We start from the raw sequence: 17412 nt of genomic DNA on the forward strand, positions 1-17412 counted from the left end.
GTGCTATTGTCTAGGACGGCCGTACACTTTGTGTGGCTGTGCCCCCGTAGCTCAGTGGATAGAGCGTCCGCCTCCGGAGCGGAAGGTCGAAGGTTCGAATCCTTTCGGGGGCGCTTTTTCGTTTAAGCAGGTGGTTTCGTGACGACGGTTGCATTGTTAGGTTCTGGGTTCGCAGCTCAGGAGTTGGCTCCGTTGTGTGCACGGGCTTTGGCGGGGCGTGGCCGCTTGGTGATGTGGTCGCGTAACTCTGAGACGCTGGGCTGGGTCATCGATGACGCCCGCGCTGCGGTTGCGGACGGTGTGGTGGCAGAGGATGTGGTGGTTGCGGCCCCCGACGCCGCGTCAGCTGTTGCCGGTTTCACCCGTGATGGCTTGAGTCAGTATGGCGCTTCGGTCCCGCCGGCTGACGTTGTGATTCTTGCGTTGCCGTTCGGTGCGGCGATCAACGAAGTTGTTGCCGGCTTGGGTGACGCATTGGCCGGCACAGCGGTCGTGGACATTTCGAATCCGGTCGAGATGACGGCGTTGGGCCCTAAGCAGGCGATGTATGTTCCGGCTGGCTCCGCCGGACAGGAACTTGCTCAGCGTTTGCCTGCCGGCTGTGTACATATTCACGGTTTGACGCATCTTGACGCGTCGGTGTGGGCCGAGGCCGCCGCCCTCGGCGCTCAAAGCAAACCGCTCGGCGTTCAAGGTTCGGACTCTGGTGTTGGCGGCTCGGCTCCGGCCGCGTTGCCTCTCGTGGCTTCCGCGCCAGCGAGTGATCCCCGGGTTCACACAGTCTTGGACCTGTTCACCCGCATGGGCTTCGAACCACGAATCATCGGCGGGATCGAAGACTCCCCGTTGATCGAGGTGGGTGGGCCCTGGGCGCTCGCGTATGCCCGCCGCTCCCCTATCTCGTCTGATTTCTCGTGGAAGGCCGCGGCAGAGGCGTCGCTGCCAGGTGCCTAGCCGCCGGCCTTGCGTATCGCACGAAACACCCTCGCACACCGTACGAAACACCGCAGACCTTAGAATGGGCTCACCATGTCGATGACCGTTTCTTATCCTCCAGAGCTTCCGGTTTCAGCCGCGCGTGACGAGATCGTTGACGCGCTGAACCGTCACCAGGTGATCGTGGTTGCCGGTGAAACAGGCTCGGGTAAGACGACCCAGCTCCCTAAGATGCTGGCCGAAGTCTTGGGTGTTGCGGACGCCGCGCCTGGTGAGCGCGGCATGATCGCGCACACTCAGCCGCGTCGTATCGCTGCGCGTTCGGTGGCTGAACGTTTGGCTGAAGAGCTGGGTACCACCATCGGCGATGACGTGGGTTATCAGGTCCGCTTCACGGATGAGTCCTCGAAGAAGACCCGCATCAAGCTCATGACGGACGGCATTCTGCTCGCGGAAATCGCGGGCGATCCGCAGCTGTCCCGCTACTCCGGCATCATCATTGACGAGGCGCATGAGCGCTCCCTCAACATCGATGTGCTCTTGGGGCACGTCGCGCGGCTTCTCCCCCAGCGGCCAGACCTGAAGGTTGTCATTACGTCGGCGACGATCGATCCGGAGTCTTTCGCGCGCCACTTCGCGACCAAGAACGCCGAGGGCGCGCTCGCGCCTGCCCCGATCATCGAGGTTTCGGGCCGCACGTACCCGGTGGAGATCCGCTACCGCCCCGTGAGTGAGGACCCGAACGATGGGGCGGATGAGCTGGATCCAGCGTCGATTCCCGCTGATGTCGATATGACCTCGGCGGTGGTCGATGCGGTCAAAGAGTTGGCCTCGGAAGGTCCCGGAGATATTTTGGTGTTCTTCTCCGGCGAGCGCGAGATCCGGGACGCGCAGCAAGCGCTCAACGGGGTCATTGGTTCGACGCCGCGGTTGCGTAACAGCGAGGTCTTGCCGCTGTTTGGCAGGTTGTCGATGGCGGAGCAGCATCGTATTTTCGCGCCGGGGTCGAAGCGGCGGATCGTGTTGGCAACCAACGTCGCCGAGACGTCGCTGACGGTTCCGGGGATCCGGTACGTGGTGGATACGGGGCTTGCTCGTATTTCGCGGTATTCGACCCGGACTAAGGTTCAGCGGTTGCCGATCGAACGGATTTCACAGGCTTCCGCCCGGCAGCGTTCGGGCCGTTCTGGCCGTGTCGCTGACGGTATTGCTATCCGTTTGTATTCGGAAGAGGACTTCGAGTCGCGCCCGGAGTTCACTGATCCGGAGATTCTACGCACCAACCTCGCGTCCGTGATTCTGCAGATGGCCGCGATGAAGGTCATCCAGACCCCGGACGATATCGCTGACTTCCCGTTCGTCCAAGCACCGCCGGCGCGTGCTGTACGCGACGGTGTGACGCTACTGCGTGAGCTTGGGGCGCTAACCGAGCCAGCTCAGCACAACACAGGCCAGCAGCAACAGCGTAAGCAACGTGGCCAGCAGAACCAGCGTGGCCGCCGCGGACGCCGTGGACGCGGGAGCCAACAACCACGCGGACCGTTGACCCGCATCGGGCGGGATCTTGCACGACTGCCGGTGGATGTGCGTTTGGGACGCATGATCCTCGAAGCCGCGAAGCATTCGGCGGCGACCGAGGTTTTGGTGATCGCGGCGGCGCTGTCGATTCAAGACCCGCGGGAGCGCCCATCGGAGGAATCCGGAAACCGAGCCAAGGCCGCGGAGCTGCATTCACGCTTTGCTGATAAGAAATCCGACTTCACGGGTCTGCTGACCCTGTGGCGTTACGTGCAGGAACAGCAACGGGAGCTCTCGTCTTCGGCCTTCCGGCGTTTGTGCCGCTCGGAGTTCATCAACTATCTGCGTGTGCGCGAATGGCAGGACCTGTTCGAGCAGTTGCGCAAGCTCGTCAAGCCGCTACGCATCGCGGTACCGAACCGTGACGTCGATCCGGTCGGCAAGCACGACGCGATCCACATGGCGCTGCTGAGCGGCCTGCTTTCGCACATCGGTTCGTGGGACGAACGCAAGCGTGAGTATGCGGGCGCGCGAGGCACACGCTTCTCGATCTTCCCGGGCTCGGCGCTGGCTCAGCGCAAGCCTGAGTTCGCGATGGCCGCCGAGCTCGTGGAGACGTCGCGGCTGTGGGCGCGCACGGTCGCTGAGTTCAATCCGGACTGGGTTGAAAAGGTCGCCCCGCACCTGATCAAGGTTTCGCATTCGGAGCCGCACTGGTCGCGCAAGCAGGGGGCGGCGTTGATCTATGAGAAGGTCACGCTGTTCGGTGTCACGGTGGTTCCGCGGCGCCGCGCCCAGTTGTCGCGCCTGGACCGGGCGCTGGCCCGCGAGCTGTTCATCCGTCACGCGCTGGTTGAAGGCGATTGGGACACGCACCACGCGTTCTTCCGCCGCAATCTCAAGCGTTTGCGTGAGGTTGAGGAGATACAGACACGCATGCGCCGGCACGACCTGCTCGCCGACGACCACGCCCTCTTCGATTTCTATGATCAGCGCATCCCCGAGCACGTGACCGATCAGCGTGCTTTGGACCGCTGGTGGAAGGGCGCCCGCGGCGAGAACCCCCACCTGCTGGACTTCGACCCGGAGAAGCTCCTTCAGGCCGACGGCGAAGAGCTCGATCACGACGCCTACCCACAGCAGTGGCGCGTGGACGATGACCTCTCGCTTGAGCTGCGTTACGCGTTCGACCCCACGGGTGCCGGCCGCGACGGCGTGTACGTTCGCGTTCCGATCGTGTTCCTCAACCAGCTCAGCCCCGAGCCGTTCCAGTGGCATGTTCCGGGGTTCCGCGTCGAGTTGATCACTGCGTTGATCCGTTCGTTGCCTAAGCAGGTGCGCAAGGCTTTCGTCCCAGCGCCCGATGTGGCCCAGGCCGCCGCTGATGCGCTGGCTGAAGACTTTGATCCGGCAACCGATGCGTTGCTTCCGAGCCTCGAGCTTGCGTTGCGTAGGCTACGCGGCGAGGTGATCCCGCCTCGGTCTTGGGATCTGGAACGCGTTCCTGACTACCTCAAACCGACGTTCCAGGTGATTGGTGCGCGCGGCAAGATCCTCGGTGATTCGAAGGACCTGCGCGCCTTGCAGGCGCAGCTTGCGAGCCAAAACCGTGCGGCGATCGCGTCCGAGCTCGGGGTATCCGCCGAGCAGCTTGGCGAAGCCAAGCGGCGCGCGGGCGGCGGCAAGCAGGCGGCCACGAACTCCGGGAAGCCGGGCGGAACATCAGCACCTAAGCCAGCACCTATGCCGGGCCCTAAAGCGAATGCGGCTACCGCATCGGGCGCTGATACAGCATCCAGCGTGTGGGAGCAGCGCGGGCTCACCGAGTGGCCGGCCGATCTCCCGGAGCAACGCTTCCCGCACGAGGTTTCAGCAACCGTGCGTGGCCGTGACATTACCGGCTACCCGGGGCTGACCGACCTCAAAAACACGGCGGGCATCACGATCTACCGGTCGGTTGCGGAACGCACCGTGGGCCACCGCCGCGGAACCATCCGCTTGCTTGCGCTCACGGTCCCGTCCCCTCAGCGCTACGTCATGGATCACCTGACCAGCCGCGAGAAGATCGCGTTCGCGCGCACACCGCACGGGAACGTGGACACGTTCGTCAAAGACGCGGTCTATGCCGCGATCGACCAGCTGACCCCGCCTCAAACGCCGCTGGATGAGGCGGGGTTCAAGGCCTTGTTCAATCACGTCCGCGGCGAGCTCATCGAAACCACGTTGGGACTCATCAAGAGCCTCGAGAAGACGCTTGCAAGCTCGAATCGGATCCAGGCGCGGCTCGATGCGATCACCTCGAACGCGCTCGCCGATACGGTCTCCGACATCCGTTCCCAGCTGCGCGGCCTGTTATATCCGGGCTTCGTGGCCGCGGCAGGCGGGCACAACGTCATGCACTTGCCGCGCTACATGGAAGCGATCGAGAAGCGTCTCGACAAGGTTGAAGCCGGAGCGCTGACCCGCGACCTCGAAAACACTGACATCATCCAAGATCTCGAAGACGCCTACGACGACGCTCTCGACGCCGTCCCGCAAGGCGCCGCGCCTTCCGAGAAGCTCCTGGACATCAAGTGGTTGCTCGAAGAACAGCGGGTGTCATTGTTCGCCCAAGAATTGGGAACAGCGCGGTCCGTATCCCCTAAACGGATCCGAACCGCGCTGCGAGAAGCCCAGCACTAGCCGCGGCATCGCCCCGCGGTACCGCGGCAGTTGCCGCGGGAGTTGCAGCAGAAATGTTCCGCGCTACTGAGGCAGGTTGGCTTCGTGGCCGGCGTCCTTGAGCGCATCGAGGATCTTGCGTTGCGCTTCATCGAAAACCTCAGCCGCAACGTCGTTCTGGACGTTATCGAGGTTGTAGTCCTCAAGCGAGTTGGTTGGCCACACGTGAACGTGCAGGTGGTCGACTTCGAAACCAGCGATCATAAGGCCCGCGCGCTCGGCGCCGAAGGCCTTCAGCTGTGCCTGGCCGATCGTCTGCGCCACCGTGGAAAGGTGCGCGACCAGCTCGGCCGATGTGTCCGTCCACTTATCGACTTCCTCACGCGGAACCACGAGCGTGTGGCCCTGCGTGATCGGGCCGATCGACAAGAACGCTACACATTTCTCATCCGACCACACGAAGCGGCCAGGAAGCTCACCGTTGATAATTCGGGTAAACAGCGTTGCCACGGAACATCCTCTCCACAAGCCCGCGCTCGCGGGCCATCTAGCTCATGGTTGGTTATGCGTTCAGATGCGAATCCAAACTACCGATATCCAATACACCACGGTAGTGGAGTTCGCCCGCGACCATCCGGTCCCATGCCTCATTCATGTCAGCGGCGGTCACAATCTCGATGTCAGGAACAACACCGTGGTCAGCACAGAACTCGAGCATGCGCTGAGTCTGTTCGATCCCACCGATCTTGGTTCCAACCAACCGCAGGCCCCGGTTCACAAGCGAGCGCGGATCAACCAGCGGCATCTCTGAACCATCCGCATCCGCCGGCAGACCCGCAAGCACCACAGTGCCTCGTGGAGCCAACAGATCCAGCAGAGCATTCACATCGTGAGCGGCGGAAATCGCGTCCACCAGCACGGTGAAGCGGCCACGAGCCGCTGCCATCGAGCCTTCATCCGTGGTGAGCACGACGTCGTGGGCACCTAGCCGGCGGGCATCCTCGGCTTTCGCCTGGGTCCGGGTCAGCGCGGTAACCTCGGCGCCCATCGCGGCGGCAAGCTTGACCGCCATATGGCCCAAGCCGCCGATGCCGGCTACCGCCACCTTGTCCCCTGGCCCAACACGTAGGTCCTCGAGCGGCGCGTACATCGTGATGCCGGCGCACAGCAACGGCGCGGCGTGCGCGGGGCCAATCTTCTCCGGGATGCGCAATACGAAATCCTCAGGCACCACGATGCTCGTCGCATACCCGCCTTGGGTGCGTTCCGAATGCGGTTCATCCCACGTCCCGTAGGTTCCCACGGCGTTGTGGATGCAGAACTGCTCGTCCTGGCGTTTGCACGGTTCGCACACGCGGCACGAGCCCACCATGCAGCCGACGCCCACACGCTCGCCGACCTGCCAGCTTTGCACCTCGGAGCCAACCGCGCACACGCGCCCCACCATTTCGTGGCCGGTCACGAGCGGAACCGCGCGGGATCCCCATTCGCCGCGAGCGGTGTGCACATCCGAATGGCACAAGCCGCAGTATTCAAGGTCGATCACGATATCCCTCGGCCCGGCAGCACGGCGCGGGATCGCGAGCTCTTCCAGCGGCGCACCTAGCTCCCGCACGCCCACGGCGAGCGCTTCGTGAGCCTTACCCTGAAACGCCGCGAGACGCTGGGCTTCCCACTCTTCTGCGGTGAAGAGGTCCTCGCCTTCGTGGGGGAAACGCGCTGGCAGAACCTTGTCTTTACGCCCGACGCGCGGGTCAGGTTGACTGTGGGCCTCCCGTGCCGCTGAGGTTGCGCCGTCTGTTTTCTTCTCCGTGCTGGAGGTTTTAGCTTCCTGGGCGGCTTCTTCGGCGCGGCGGCGCGCTTCAGCGAGAACGGTGACGGAAGGAATCTTCGCAGGTGTCATGTCTCTACTTTACGCACGCCCGTCGCACCCGCACACTAAACTGGTGGGACCTGTGATGACTATCCGTGCCGTAACCTTGGCTCGGTTGTGAGTTGAGGAGAACGTATGTCGAATAAACCGGCAACACCTGTGCGCCGCAACACTCGTCAGCGTGCACTTCTTGAAGAAGAGCTCAACCGCCACGACGACTTCCGCACAGCACAAGAAATCCATCAGTGCATGCTGAGCCACGGAGACACGGTTTCGCTCGCAACCATCTACAGGTCGCTCACTCAGATGCATGAGGACGGGGTCGTTGACCAGGTCCGTACTGAAAGCGGAGAGATGGCTTTCCGCCGTTGCGCCGACGAAGGGCATCACCACCACCTCGTGTGCCGCCAGTGCGGCGCTGCCGAAGAGATCGACGCCCCCGAGTTCGAAGAATGGGCCGACGAACTCGCGGCCGCTTACGGCTTCACGGGTATCGACCACAGCCTCGAGATCAACGGCTACTGCCCGGACTGTTCCCGCAACCGGTAGCAGTTGAGCGTTACTGTTTCCACGCCATCGTGCGTGACCCAACGGCCCGCGCGATCAGCCAGATCACAAACGAGATGGTCGTGATGTAAGGGCTCACCGGGAGCGATCCGGCAAGCGAGAGCAGAAGCCCGCCCACAAGCGATACTTCAGCGAAAATAATTGAGAGCAACACAACCTTGCCGGGGCTCGCTGTCAACCGCATCGCCGCCGCCGCTGGCGTAATCAGCAACGCCAAAACCAATAGCGCACCCACGATGTGGATCGACAACGCAACCGCGATACCCAGCACGATCATGAACGCGGTAGATAATCCAGCCACCGGAACGCCGCGAGCGCTAGCGACCCACGGGTCGGTCGAAGCGAACATGAGCGGCCGCCACATGAACGCCAGTAGCGCGAGAACAAGTACGGTGCCGATCGCGATCGAGCTCAAGCGGGAGTCATCCACCGCGACGATCTGGCCGGTCAGCAGACCAAACTTATTGGCGCTACGGCCCTGATACAAGGACAACGCCAGGATGCCCAAGCCGAGCCCGAAAGGCATCATGACACCCGTGATTGCGTTGCGTTCACGCGCACCGGATCCTAGAAGTCCCATGATGAGGGCCGCGAGGATCGAACCGACCATCGAGCCAGTCACAACGTCATGGCCAAGCAACAGCGCGATCGAGGCGCCTGCGAAGCTCAGCTCGGCGATGCCGTGGACCGCAAAACCCATGTCGCGGGTCATGACCATGACACCGACGACGCCTCCCATGACCGCGAGCAGCGCGCCCGCGATGATGCTCGGCCACACGAGCGCAAGCAGCTCGCCATAATCCTCAAACGAGAAGATCCGCTCCCACAGTTCAGGCCCCACGGCGCACCTCCTCGCCATAGTCACCATGGTCATGGTCGTGATCGTGGTGGGCGTGATCCTCACTGCCCAGAATCGCGACCCGCCCGCCGAGGCGAACAACGTCAATCCGACGCCCGAACAGCTCCGAGAGCGTGTGGGTGTTGATGACGTCTTCAGGAGCGCCGATGCGGTGCTGGCCCTCAACCAAGTAGAGGACCCTGTCCACAAACGGCAAGATCGGGTTGATCTCGTGGGTCACGAAAATGATCGCCGAATCCTCAACCCGAGCCTGCTCAGCGATGAGCTTGGTGACTTCCTGCTGACGAGCAACGTCCAAAGACAGCAACGGCTCGTCGCACAACAACAACGCCGGGTTGCTCGCTAATGCTTGCGCGGCACGCAACCTCTGCTGCTCGCCACCTGAAAGCTGCCACACCGGCCGCATCGCATACGACGTGGCGTCGACCCGCTCAATGAGCTCGTCCACACGTTTCTTCAAGCGGCGGCGACGCGGATCGAAAAGCCGCGGCCCCCATCGTTCGCCATCTAATCCCTGCGCAACCATGTCCCATCCCCGAAGAGGGGTCCCCTCGGGGATGGGACGTTGCTGAGGGATCACCGAAACATCGTGTTCCTTAGTGCTCACACCATGCCCGGCGATCCGCACCTCACCACTCGTGAGCTTCTGCATACCCAGCAGAACCTTCAACAACGTGGTCTTCCCGGCACCATTCGGGCCCAGGACGGCGACGAACTCGCCTGGTTCGATCGTGAGGTTCAGGCGATCGAAGATAACGCGGTCCCCAAAACGCAGATGAGCGTCAATCAGCTCAACCGCGGGGGCTTTAGCGTGTTCAGACATGGGTGAGGTGTACTCCATAAATTGACCAGGTCTACTTCGCGTCTACAGCCTTAGCGATAGCAGCGACGTTGTCCTTCATCCATTTAACGAACGTTTTGCCTTCCGGAATCGTCTCAGTGACATCAACCGTCGGGACGCCCGCCTTCTGAGCCGATTCGTACAGCTTCTTAGTCTGCGGGTCAGCAGTCTGCGAGTTGAAAGCGAACAGCTGAACTTTACCCTGCTTGAGTGAATCCTCAGCACGCTTGATGACGAGCGCAGGGATCTCCTGGCCAGCCTCGACCGCCGAGGAAAGGCCTTCCGGCGTGCCGTCCTCCATGCCGAGCTCGTTGAGCAATGCTTCCGGAACCGGCTCCGTCATCATGAACGACTTGCCCTTGAGCTTCTTCTCAGCGGCTTTGAAGTCCTCGGAGTCAGTCACGTCCGAGATCTCCTCGGCGAGCTTGGAAGCGTTCTCTTCGTAGGTCTTAGCGTTGTCCGGGTCGGCCTTTGCAAGCGCCTCGCCGACTTCACCTACAAACTCCTCCATGTGGTCCAAGTCGTACCACACGTGCTCGTTTTCGCCATGCGCGTGGCTGTGACCTTCGTGGCCGTGGCCGTGATCGTGGCCCTCTTCACCATGGTCATGGCCATGACCTTCTTCGCCGTGATCGTGCTCGTGATCGTGGCCCTCTTCACCATGATCATGGCCGTGATCGTGGCTGTGGCCTTCGCCCTCGAAGGACTTCACAACGGTCGGAGCCTTGTCACCGAGGTCCTCGATGATTTGTTCGGCGAAGTAGTCGTAACCGCCACCGTTGATGATGACGACGTCGGCCTTGCTGATCGCAAGCTTGTCTTTGGCCGTGGCTTCATACGAGTGTGGGTCCTGAGCCGCGTTGCTAATAATGCTCGAGACCTTGCCGTGTTCCCCAGCAACGCTCGAGGCGATATCGCCGTAAACGTTGGTCGTCGCAACGATGTTCAGCTGCTCAGTCGCGATTCCTTCCTTGCCCTTGCCGTCCTCTGCTGCCGAGCAGCCGGTGACGGCCAAGCCAAAGCTGAGTGCAGTGGCCAAGCCGAGCAAGCCTTTGACCTTAGCAGCCCGAGGGCGCGAGGTGGTTGCAAATGCCATCTTTGGAACCTTCCATGTTTACGCGATGGACACCACGAGGCCCCACATCGCTATTGCAAACTATTCTCAGTAACAATAACGTATGGGGCTCACGCATCATCACACAGACGGAAGTGAGATCCCTTACTCGGTAGACACGTTGAGTCGGCGTTGCCCCTGCTGCTGGGTCGCGTCACGGATCTCACCCACAAGGGTCTCCAGGACATCCTCGAAGAAGAGAATCCCGATCGTCTCCCCTGCGCCATCCAAAACGCGTGCCACGTGAGAACCGGTCCGTTGCATCACAGCAAGAGCCTTCTCAACATCAACATCCGCGCCAAGGTTAACCAGCGATCGAACACGGGTGATAGGCATCGGGCGATGCGAGTCCTCGAGCGGAACCCCCATGACGTCCTTCAGGTGGAGATACCCCATCAAGTCGCCATCCTCGTCGACCATCACAAACCGCGAAAAGCCAGTGCGCCCAACTGCACGCTCAAACTCCTCAGGAGTGATGTCGACATCCAGCGTCACAACATCGTCGATCGGAACAGCGATATCGCGCACCACCTGATCCGAAAACTCGAACGCAGACGAAAGCAGCCCGGCCTCGTCATCGACCAAACCCGTACGCGTGGATTCCTCGACGATCTGCTGAACTTCATCCACCGTGAAAGACGAGGCAACCTCATCCTTCGGTTCCAGACCCAGCGCCCGGACCGCGTGGTTAGCGATCCAGTTCAACGCGACCACAATCGGACGCATCGCCTTAGAAATGAGCATGAGCGGCGGCGCCAGGAACAACACGGCCTTATCAGCCATCGAAACCGAGAAGTTCTTCGGAACCATCTCACCGACCGTCACATGCAGGAACGTCACCACGATCAACGTTGCGGCGAGCGCGACAATCGAAATGACCGATTCCGGAACGCCAATCGCGTGCAACGGAATCTCAAACAAGTGATGCACCGCAGGCTCAGCGACGATCAAGATCAACAGCGAACACACTGTGATACCGAGCTGACACACCGACAAGACGATCGTGACATGCTCCATCGCCTGGAGCGCCGTCTTCGCACTCTTTTGCCCTGCCTGAGCTTTCGGCTCAATCTGAGCACGACGAGCCGACATCACCGCGAACTCACTCGCAACGAAAAACGCGTTAGCTGCCAAAAGGACAACAAGCCATACAAGACCCCACCAGTCCATTACGCCTGCACCCCCTCAGCCTCAGCGGAGGCATCGGCACCGTCCTGTTCCGGAGCCGGAACAAACTCGAGACGATCAACACGCCGCTTCTCCATACGCGTCACACGCAACATGCCGCCTGTGACCTTCAGCGTGTCACCCACGACAGGCAATCGACCCAGCGCGGACATCACAAAGCCACCCAACGTCTCATACGCGTGACCCTCCGGAACCTTCAACCGAGGAATCTGATCCGTAGCCTCATCCGGACGCAACAAGCCAGGCACGAACCAGCGGCCATCGGCAGTCTGCAATACACCAGGAGACGTGCGGTCATGCTCATCAGCGACCTCACCCACGATCTCCTCGACCAAATCCTCCAAGGTGACCATGCCAGCGGTACCGCCATACTCATCGACCACAACAGCCATCTGCAGCGGTGCTTCACGCAACTCACCGATCAGATCATCCAACTGCACGGTCTCCGGAACCCGGATCACATCCTGCATGATCGTGCCGGCAACCAGCTCATCGCGCTTCTCACGCGGGACCGAAACAGCCTTCTTGACGTGCACGGCACCCAGAACATCATCCGAGTCCTCACCGAACACGAGGAAACGCGAGAAACCAGTGCGACGAGCCTGATCAATCAGAGCAGGCAGCGGAGCCTCATCCTCGATCATCTCGACCTTGATGCGAGGCGTCATGACATCCGCGGCCGTACGCTCCGAAAAGGCCAACGTTCGCGCCAAAAACTTAGCGGTCTTCGCGTCCATGGTCCCCTGCTGCGCCGAACGCGCAAGCAAACTCTGAAGCTCAGCCGGAGTACGCGCCCCCGACAACTCTTCCTTAGCCTCAATGCCGAACAGGCCGAGAACCCAGTTAGAGAAACCATTCAGCCCGATCACGACCGGCTTGAAAACGGCCGTGAAGATCAACTGCGGGCGGGCCAGAGCGCGGCCAATCCGGTACGGATCGGCGATCGCCATATTCTTAGGGATCAGCTCACCCAGAATCATCGACAACAGGGTCGCGACCACCATCGCAACCACCAGGGACACCGCACCCGCGGCCGCCTCTGGAACACCCCATCCAACCAAGACCGGACCCAGCAACGCGCTGAACGCAGGTTCGATGACGTAACCCGTCAACAACGTCGTAATCGTGATGCCCAGCTGAACCGCAGACAACTGCGTAGAAAGCGACTTCAACGCCTTATACAGCGGGCGGGCCTTAGTGTCACCCTCGTCGATGGCCTTTTTAACTGACGTCGAATCCAACGCCACAAGCGAAAACTCAACCGCAACAAAAAACGCAGTCCCCAAAACCAAAAGGAGACCTAATACAAGCATGAGCCACGACATCAGAGGTCGGCTCCGCGGTGAGCGTTAAAGGAGAAATATCCGAAGACCGGACTAGAAGGCTCCGATCGCTGGGCCGCGCGGGCATGAGTAGCGCGCGCGCCCGTGTAACAGTGATGTGTCATAGTGGCACCACTATACAGGAACCACCCCCACCGAGCTCATGGAAGAAGCTCAAAATTCGCTCACAAAATGCGTTCAAGATTTCCATCGCAACGAGTGTCGATCCTCACTGTGCTCCCCCGCGCTGTTCGGTATGATGTTGAGTCGAATAATCATGCTCCTGAACTGTGTGTACGGAACACACGCGCACACAGCCTCGGAAGCACCATCAAACACTCCGAGACAAAACATCGGAAAGAGGCGTATCCCTAGTGTCTGACGTGTCTATCGACCAGCTGAAAGAGGAGTTCGGGGGAAACGAGTGGCTCGTTGACGAGCTCTACCAAAAATTCCTCGCAGACCCATCATCGGTCGATGAGAAATGGCGTTCGCTCTTCGAACAAGTAAAACCTTCGAACGACGAGAAGCCCGCAGCTCCAACTGCTAACAAGCCAGCCGCACCAGCCGCCGCAAAGGAACCAGCCAAGCCGGCTTCCTCTCCAAAGCACGCGGCACCAGCCGCCAAGCAAGAGAAGCCAGCGGCAACCCCAGCGCAGGCATCCCCAGCAGTGCGACCATCGCGTCAGAAAAGCCAGCTGCCAGCGCAGCCAGCCAAGAAGGAAGACGCCCCAAGCGATCCAAGCGCAAGCAAGGTTGAGCGCCTCCGCGGCCCGGCCCGCGCAATCGCTAAGAACATGGACGAGTCCCTGACCGTTCCAACCGCAACCACGGTCCGCGCCGTCCCAGCCAAGCTGCTGATCGACAACCGCATCGTGATCAACAACCACCTGCGTCGGGCACGCGGCGGCAAGGTCTCCTTCACCCACCTCATCGGATACGCGATCTGCCGAGCACTCAAGCTCAACCCGTCGATGAACGTCAGCTACGACGAAGAAGACGGCAAGCCAGTCGCAATCCATAACGCCCAGGTCAACTTCGGTATCGCAATCGACCTGCCACGCCCTGACGGTTCGCGTCTGCTCGTTGTACCGAACATCAAGGGCGCCGAGAACATGACGTTCTCGACCTTCTGGGAAACCTACGAAGACATCGTCAAGCGCGGCCGCGAAGGCAAGCTCACCGCGGAAGACTACGCCGGAACCACGGTCTCCCTGACCAACCCGGGCGGCCTCGGAACCGTCCATTCCGTGCCACGCCTCTCCAAGGGCCAGGCAACCATCATCGGTGTCGGCGCGCTCGACTACCCAGCCGAATACCGCGGCACCAGCGAAAAGGTCAAGGCCCGCAACGCCGTCGGCAAGATCATCACCCTGACCTCGACGTACGACCACCGCGTCATCCAGGGTGCAGCATCCGGCGAATTCCTGCGCGAAATCGAAAACCAGTTGCTCTCAGACGAGTTCTGGGACGACGTATTCGAGCAGCTGCGCATCCCATACGTGCCGGTCCGCTGGGCCGTCGACAACCAGGTTGATGCCGACTTCCAGATCAACAAGGTTGCTCGCATCCAGCAGCTCATCGAGTCCTACCGCTCGTCTGGCCACCTCATCGCGGACACCAACCCGCTGACCTACCAGATGCGCTTCCACCCAGACCTTGACGTCCAGACCTACGGCCTGACGCTGTGGGATCTTGACCGCGAATGGGTCACCGGCGGGCTCGGCGGCCACGACCGTCTCCCGTTGCGCGACATCCTGGGTATCCTGCGTGACGCTTACTGCCGCACCACCGGCATCGAGTACATGCACATCCAGAACCCAGAAGAGCGCGAATGGTTCCAGTCCAAGCTTGAGCGCCCATACGAGAAGCCGACCCGCGACGAACAGGTTCGCATCCTCGGTAAGCTCAACCAGGCTGAAGCGTTCGAAACCTTCCTGCAGACCAAGTACATCGGTCAGAAGCGCTTCTCGCTCGAGGGTGGCGAATCCCTGATCCCACTGCTTGACGCGATCATCTCCGACGCCGCAGATGCAGGCCTCGACGAAGCCGCCATCGGTATGGCTCACCGCGGCCGCCTCAACGTGCTCACCAACATCGCAGGCAAGACCTACGGACAGGTTTTCCGCGAGTTCGAAGGCACCGTTGACGCATCGACCGTCCAGGGTTCCGGTGACGTGAAGTACCACCTCGGCACCGAAGGCTCGTTCACTTCCGAGTCCGGCAACACGACCAAGATCTACTTGGCCGCTAACCCGTCCCACCTCGAAGCTGTAGACCCAGTCCTCGAAGGCATCGTCCGCGCTAAGCAGGACATCATCGACCGCGGCCCAGACGGCTTCACGGTCCTGCCGATCCTCGTCCACGGTGACGCCGCAATGATCGGTCAGGGTGTTGTTGCTGAAACCCTCAACCTCTCGCAGCTGCGCGGCTACCGCACCGGCGGTACCATCCACGTGGTTGTCAACAACCAGGTTGGTTTCACGACCCCACCAAGCTCCTCGCGTAGCTCGGTCTACCCGACCGACTTCGCCAAGGCTATCCAGGCTCCGATCTTCCACGTCAACGGCGACGACCCAGAGGCAGTTGTGCACGTTGGTCGCCTAGCGTTCGAATACCGTGAGAAGTTCAACCGCGACGTCGTGATCGATCTGGTCTGCTACCGCCGCCGTGGTCACAACGAGGGCGATGACCCATCGATGACCCAGCCGCTCATGTACAACCTGATCGACGGTAAGCGTTCGACCCGCAAGCTCTACACCGAAGCGCTCGTGGGCCGTGGCGACCTCACTCAGGAAGAAGCAGACGGCGCACTCAAGGAATACCAGTCGCTGCTCGAGGCCGCGTTCTCTGAGACCCACAAGGCTCAGACGACCCCGATGCCTGCAGTCGGCGCGAACGGTGCGCTTGGCATGCCAAAGGCTCAGGCTGAGGACGCCGACGTATCCGATCCACGTGCAGACAACACCGCGATCACCCCTGAGTTCATCAAGGCCGTCGGTGACGCTCACACGGAAATCCCTGAGGGCTTCCACGTTCACCCGAAGCTCAAGACCCTGCTCGAACGCCGTGCAGATATGTCCGTCAACGGCGGCATCGACTGGGGCTTCGCGGAACTCACCGCGTTCGCTTCGCTGACCTCTGAGGGCATTCCTGTTCGCATCACCGGCCAGGACTCCCGCCGCGGTACGTTCGTTCAGCGCCACGCGGTCTTCCACGACCGCACCAACGACGACGAATGGACCCCACTGCACCAGGTCAAGGAGAACGCTGCGAAGTTCATGATCCACGACTCCTCGCTTTCGGAGTACGCGGTTCTGGGCTTCGAGTACGGCTACTCGGTTGAGCGCACTGATGCTTTGGTCCTGTGGGAAGCCCAGTTCGGTGACTTCGTCAACGGCGCGCAGACCATCATCGACGAGTTCGTCTCCTCCGGTGAACAGAAGTGGGGCCAGCGCTCCTCCGTCGTGATGCTTCTGCCTCACGGCTACGAAGGCCAGGGACCAGACCACTCCTCGGCACGCATCGAACGCTTCCTGCAGCTGTGCGCGGAAGACAACATGCGAGTAATCAACCCGACCACGGGTGCGAACTACTTCCACGCACTGCGTCGCCAGGCCTACCTGCGCCCACGCAAGCCGATGGTTGTGTTCACGCCTAAGCAGCTGCTCCGCTTGAAGGCGGCAGCTCAGCCAATCGAGGCATTCACCCAGCAGACGTTCCAGCCGGTCATCCCGGACAACGATGTTGACGCATCGAAGGTCAAGCGTGTCATGCTGGTCTCGGGTCGTCTGTACTACGATCTGCTTGCACGCCGTAAGAAGGACAAGGACGAGACCACCGCGATCGTCCGCGTTGAGCAGCTGTACCCGCTGCCTCAGGAACAGATCGCAGCTGAGCTCGCTAAGTACCCGAACGCTGATATCCGTTGGGTTCAGGACGAGCCAGAGAACCAGGGCCCATGGCCGTTCATGGCAATCAACCTTGTGCCGACTCTGGACCGCGAGGTCACCGTCGTGTCCCGCCCAGCTGCGGCGGCACCATCGACTGGTTCCTCCAAGGTTCACGCCCAGGAGAACGCGGACCTGTTGGACCGCGCGTTCAACTAAACGGCCGCGTTCAACTAAACCGCGTGTGGTGCTTCACGCGCCACCAGGCTGGTAGGCCCGCCACATCCTTTCGAGGATGTGGCGGGCCTACCGCTTTAAACCACTACTGGCCGTTTTCTTGTGTGGAATAACCGCGCCGCTACGCGTTTGCGGGTGTATACGCCGGTAGAGTGAACACGGCGCACTATATTGTTGCGTTCCGTGATGTTGTGCTCCGTGAGGTAGGCGGAACATATCCCCCGTCGAAAGGATATTGGCGTGGATTCGCGAGCCATCCGTTTGGTCGCTATTGGCGACGAGTTGTTGGCCGGCCATGGCGACCCCCGTGCACTGGGCTGGTTCGGTCGTGTGCTGGCTGGGACTTCGAGCGATTCAGCGCAGATCACCTCGTTTGCTTTGCCTGCCCCGGCAGAGACCACTGAGG

The 17412-nt window shown here is 61.2% G+C and carries 11 protein-coding genes and 1 tRNA gene; 5 read left to right on the plus strand and 7 right to left on the minus strand.

The genetic code is table 11. From position 1 onward, the window contains the following. Positions 1-40 precede the first annotated feature (40 nt). From JOD50_RS10235 to JOD50_RS10245, 3 genes are all read left to right on the plus strand, one after another. A tRNA-Arg gene (locus tag JOD50_RS10235) sits at positions 41-113 on the plus strand. A 25-nt stretch (positions 114-138) separates the two neighbouring features. Continuing rightward, positions 139-954 (plus strand): NAD(P)-binding domain-containing protein, encoded by an 816-nt coding sequence (locus JOD50_RS10240; protein WP_204881444.1) that lies wholly within the window; start codon positions 139-141, stop codon positions 952-954. A 75-nt stretch (positions 955-1029) separates the two neighbouring features. Then, entirely contained in the window at positions 1030-5136 is a 4107-nt protein-coding gene (locus tag JOD50_RS10245; protein WP_204881445.1) for a DUF3418 domain-containing protein, read from the plus strand. Positions 5137-5199: 63 nt separating this feature from the next. On the opposite strand, the gene JOD50_RS10250 is transcribed toward JOD50_RS10245, so the two are convergent. Continuing rightward, a complete protein-coding gene (locus JOD50_RS10250) occupies positions 5200-5625 on the minus strand; it encodes an HIT domain-containing protein (protein ID WP_204881446.1) in 426 nt (141 codons plus the stop codon). 52 nt (positions 5626-5677) lie between these two features. Continuing rightward, a complete protein-coding gene (locus tag JOD50_RS10255) occupies positions 5678-7018 on the minus strand; it encodes an NAD(P)-dependent alcohol dehydrogenase (protein ID WP_204881447.1) in 1341 nt (446 codons plus the stop codon). Between the two features lie 105 nt (positions 7019-7123). On the opposite strand from JOD50_RS10255, the gene JOD50_RS10260 reads away from it, so the two are divergent. After that, a complete protein-coding gene (locus tag JOD50_RS10260; RefSeq protein WP_204881448.1) occupies positions 7124-7537 on the plus strand; it encodes a Fur family transcriptional regulator in 414 nt (137 codons plus the stop codon). A gap of 10 nt (positions 7538-7547) precedes the next feature. On the opposite strand, the gene JOD50_RS10265 is transcribed toward JOD50_RS10260, so the two are convergent. From JOD50_RS10265 to JOD50_RS10285, 5 genes are all read right to left on the minus strand, one after another. Further along, a complete protein-coding gene (locus tag JOD50_RS10265) occupies positions 7548-8414 on the minus strand; it encodes a metal ABC transporter permease (protein WP_204881652.1) in 867 nt (288 codons plus the stop codon). Continuing rightward, positions 8386-9237: a metal ABC transporter ATP-binding protein gene (locus JOD50_RS10270; RefSeq protein WP_204881449.1), complete on the minus strand. Its 852-nt coding sequence runs from the start codon at positions 9235-9237 to the stop codon at positions 8386-8388. The genes JOD50_RS10265 and JOD50_RS10270 overlap by 29 nt, the downstream gene beginning before the upstream one ends. Before the next feature lie 31 nt (positions 9238-9268). After that, complete coding sequence (locus JOD50_RS10275) at positions 9269-10351, minus strand: metal ABC transporter solute-binding protein, Zn/Mn family (protein WP_204881450.1); 1083 nt, start codon at positions 10349-10351, stop codon at positions 9269-9271. 123 nt (positions 10352-10474) lie between these two features. After that, complete coding sequence (locus JOD50_RS10280) at positions 10475-11539, minus strand: hemolysin family protein (protein WP_204881451.1); 1065 nt, start codon at positions 11537-11539, stop codon at positions 10475-10477. Continuing rightward, positions 11539-12882, minus strand: a complete 1344-nt coding sequence (locus JOD50_RS10285; RefSeq protein ID WP_109303364.1) for a hemolysin family protein — start codon at positions 12880-12882, stop codon at positions 11539-11541. The genes JOD50_RS10280 and JOD50_RS10285 overlap by 1 nt, the downstream gene beginning before the upstream one ends. A 371-nt stretch (positions 12883-13253) precedes the next feature. Here JOD50_RS10285 and JOD50_RS10290 point away from each other — a divergent pair, with 371 nt between their 5' ends. Then, complete coding sequence (locus JOD50_RS10290; protein ID WP_204881452.1) at positions 13254-16988, plus strand: multifunctional oxoglutarate decarboxylase/oxoglutarate dehydrogenase thiamine pyrophosphate-binding subunit/dihydrolipoyllysine-residue succinyltransferase subunit; 3735 nt, start codon at positions 13254-13256, stop codon at positions 16986-16988. The last annotated feature ends 424 nt before the right edge of the window (positions 16989-17412 follow it).

Origin of the sequence: Pseudoglutamicibacter cumminsii, assembly GCF_016907775.1 — a bacterium.
GTDB lineage: Bacteria > Actinomycetota > Actinomycetes > Actinomycetales > Micrococcaceae > Pseudoglutamicibacter > Pseudoglutamicibacter cumminsii.

Bases quoted from the DNA above. Each gene is read 5' to 3' on its own strand.
- JOD50_RS10245 (WP_204881445.1), top strand. From the start codon at position 1,030: ATGTCGATGACCGTTTCTTATCCTCCAGAGCTTCCGGTTTCAGCCGCG.
- JOD50_RS10270 (WP_204881449.1), bottom strand. From the start codon at position 9,237: ATGTCTGAACACGCTAAAGCCCCCGCGGTTGAGCTGATTGACGCTCAT.
- JOD50_RS10285 (WP_109303364.1), bottom strand. From the start codon at position 12,882: ATGTCGTGGCTCATGCTTGTATTAGGTCTCCTTTTGGTTTTGGGGACT.
- JOD50_RS10280 (WP_204881451.1), bottom strand. From the start codon at position 11,539: ATGGACTGGTGGGGTCTTGTATGGCTTGTTGTCCTTTTGGCAGCTAAC.
- JOD50_RS10260 (WP_204881448.1), top strand. From the start codon at position 7,124: ATGTCGAATAAACCGGCAACACCTGTGCGCCGCAACACTCGTCAGCGT.
- JOD50_RS10275 (WP_204881450.1), bottom strand. From the start codon at position 10,351: ATGGCATTTGCAACCACCTCGCGCCCTCGGGCTGCTAAGGTCAAAGGC.
- JOD50_RS10255 (WP_204881447.1), bottom strand. From the start codon at position 7,018: ATGACACCTGCGAAGATTCCTTCCGTCACCGTTCTCGCTGAAGCGCGC.
- JOD50_RS10265 (WP_204881652.1), bottom strand. From the start codon at position 8,414: ATGGCGAGGAGGTGCGCCGTGGGGCCTGAACTGTGGGAGCGGATCTTC.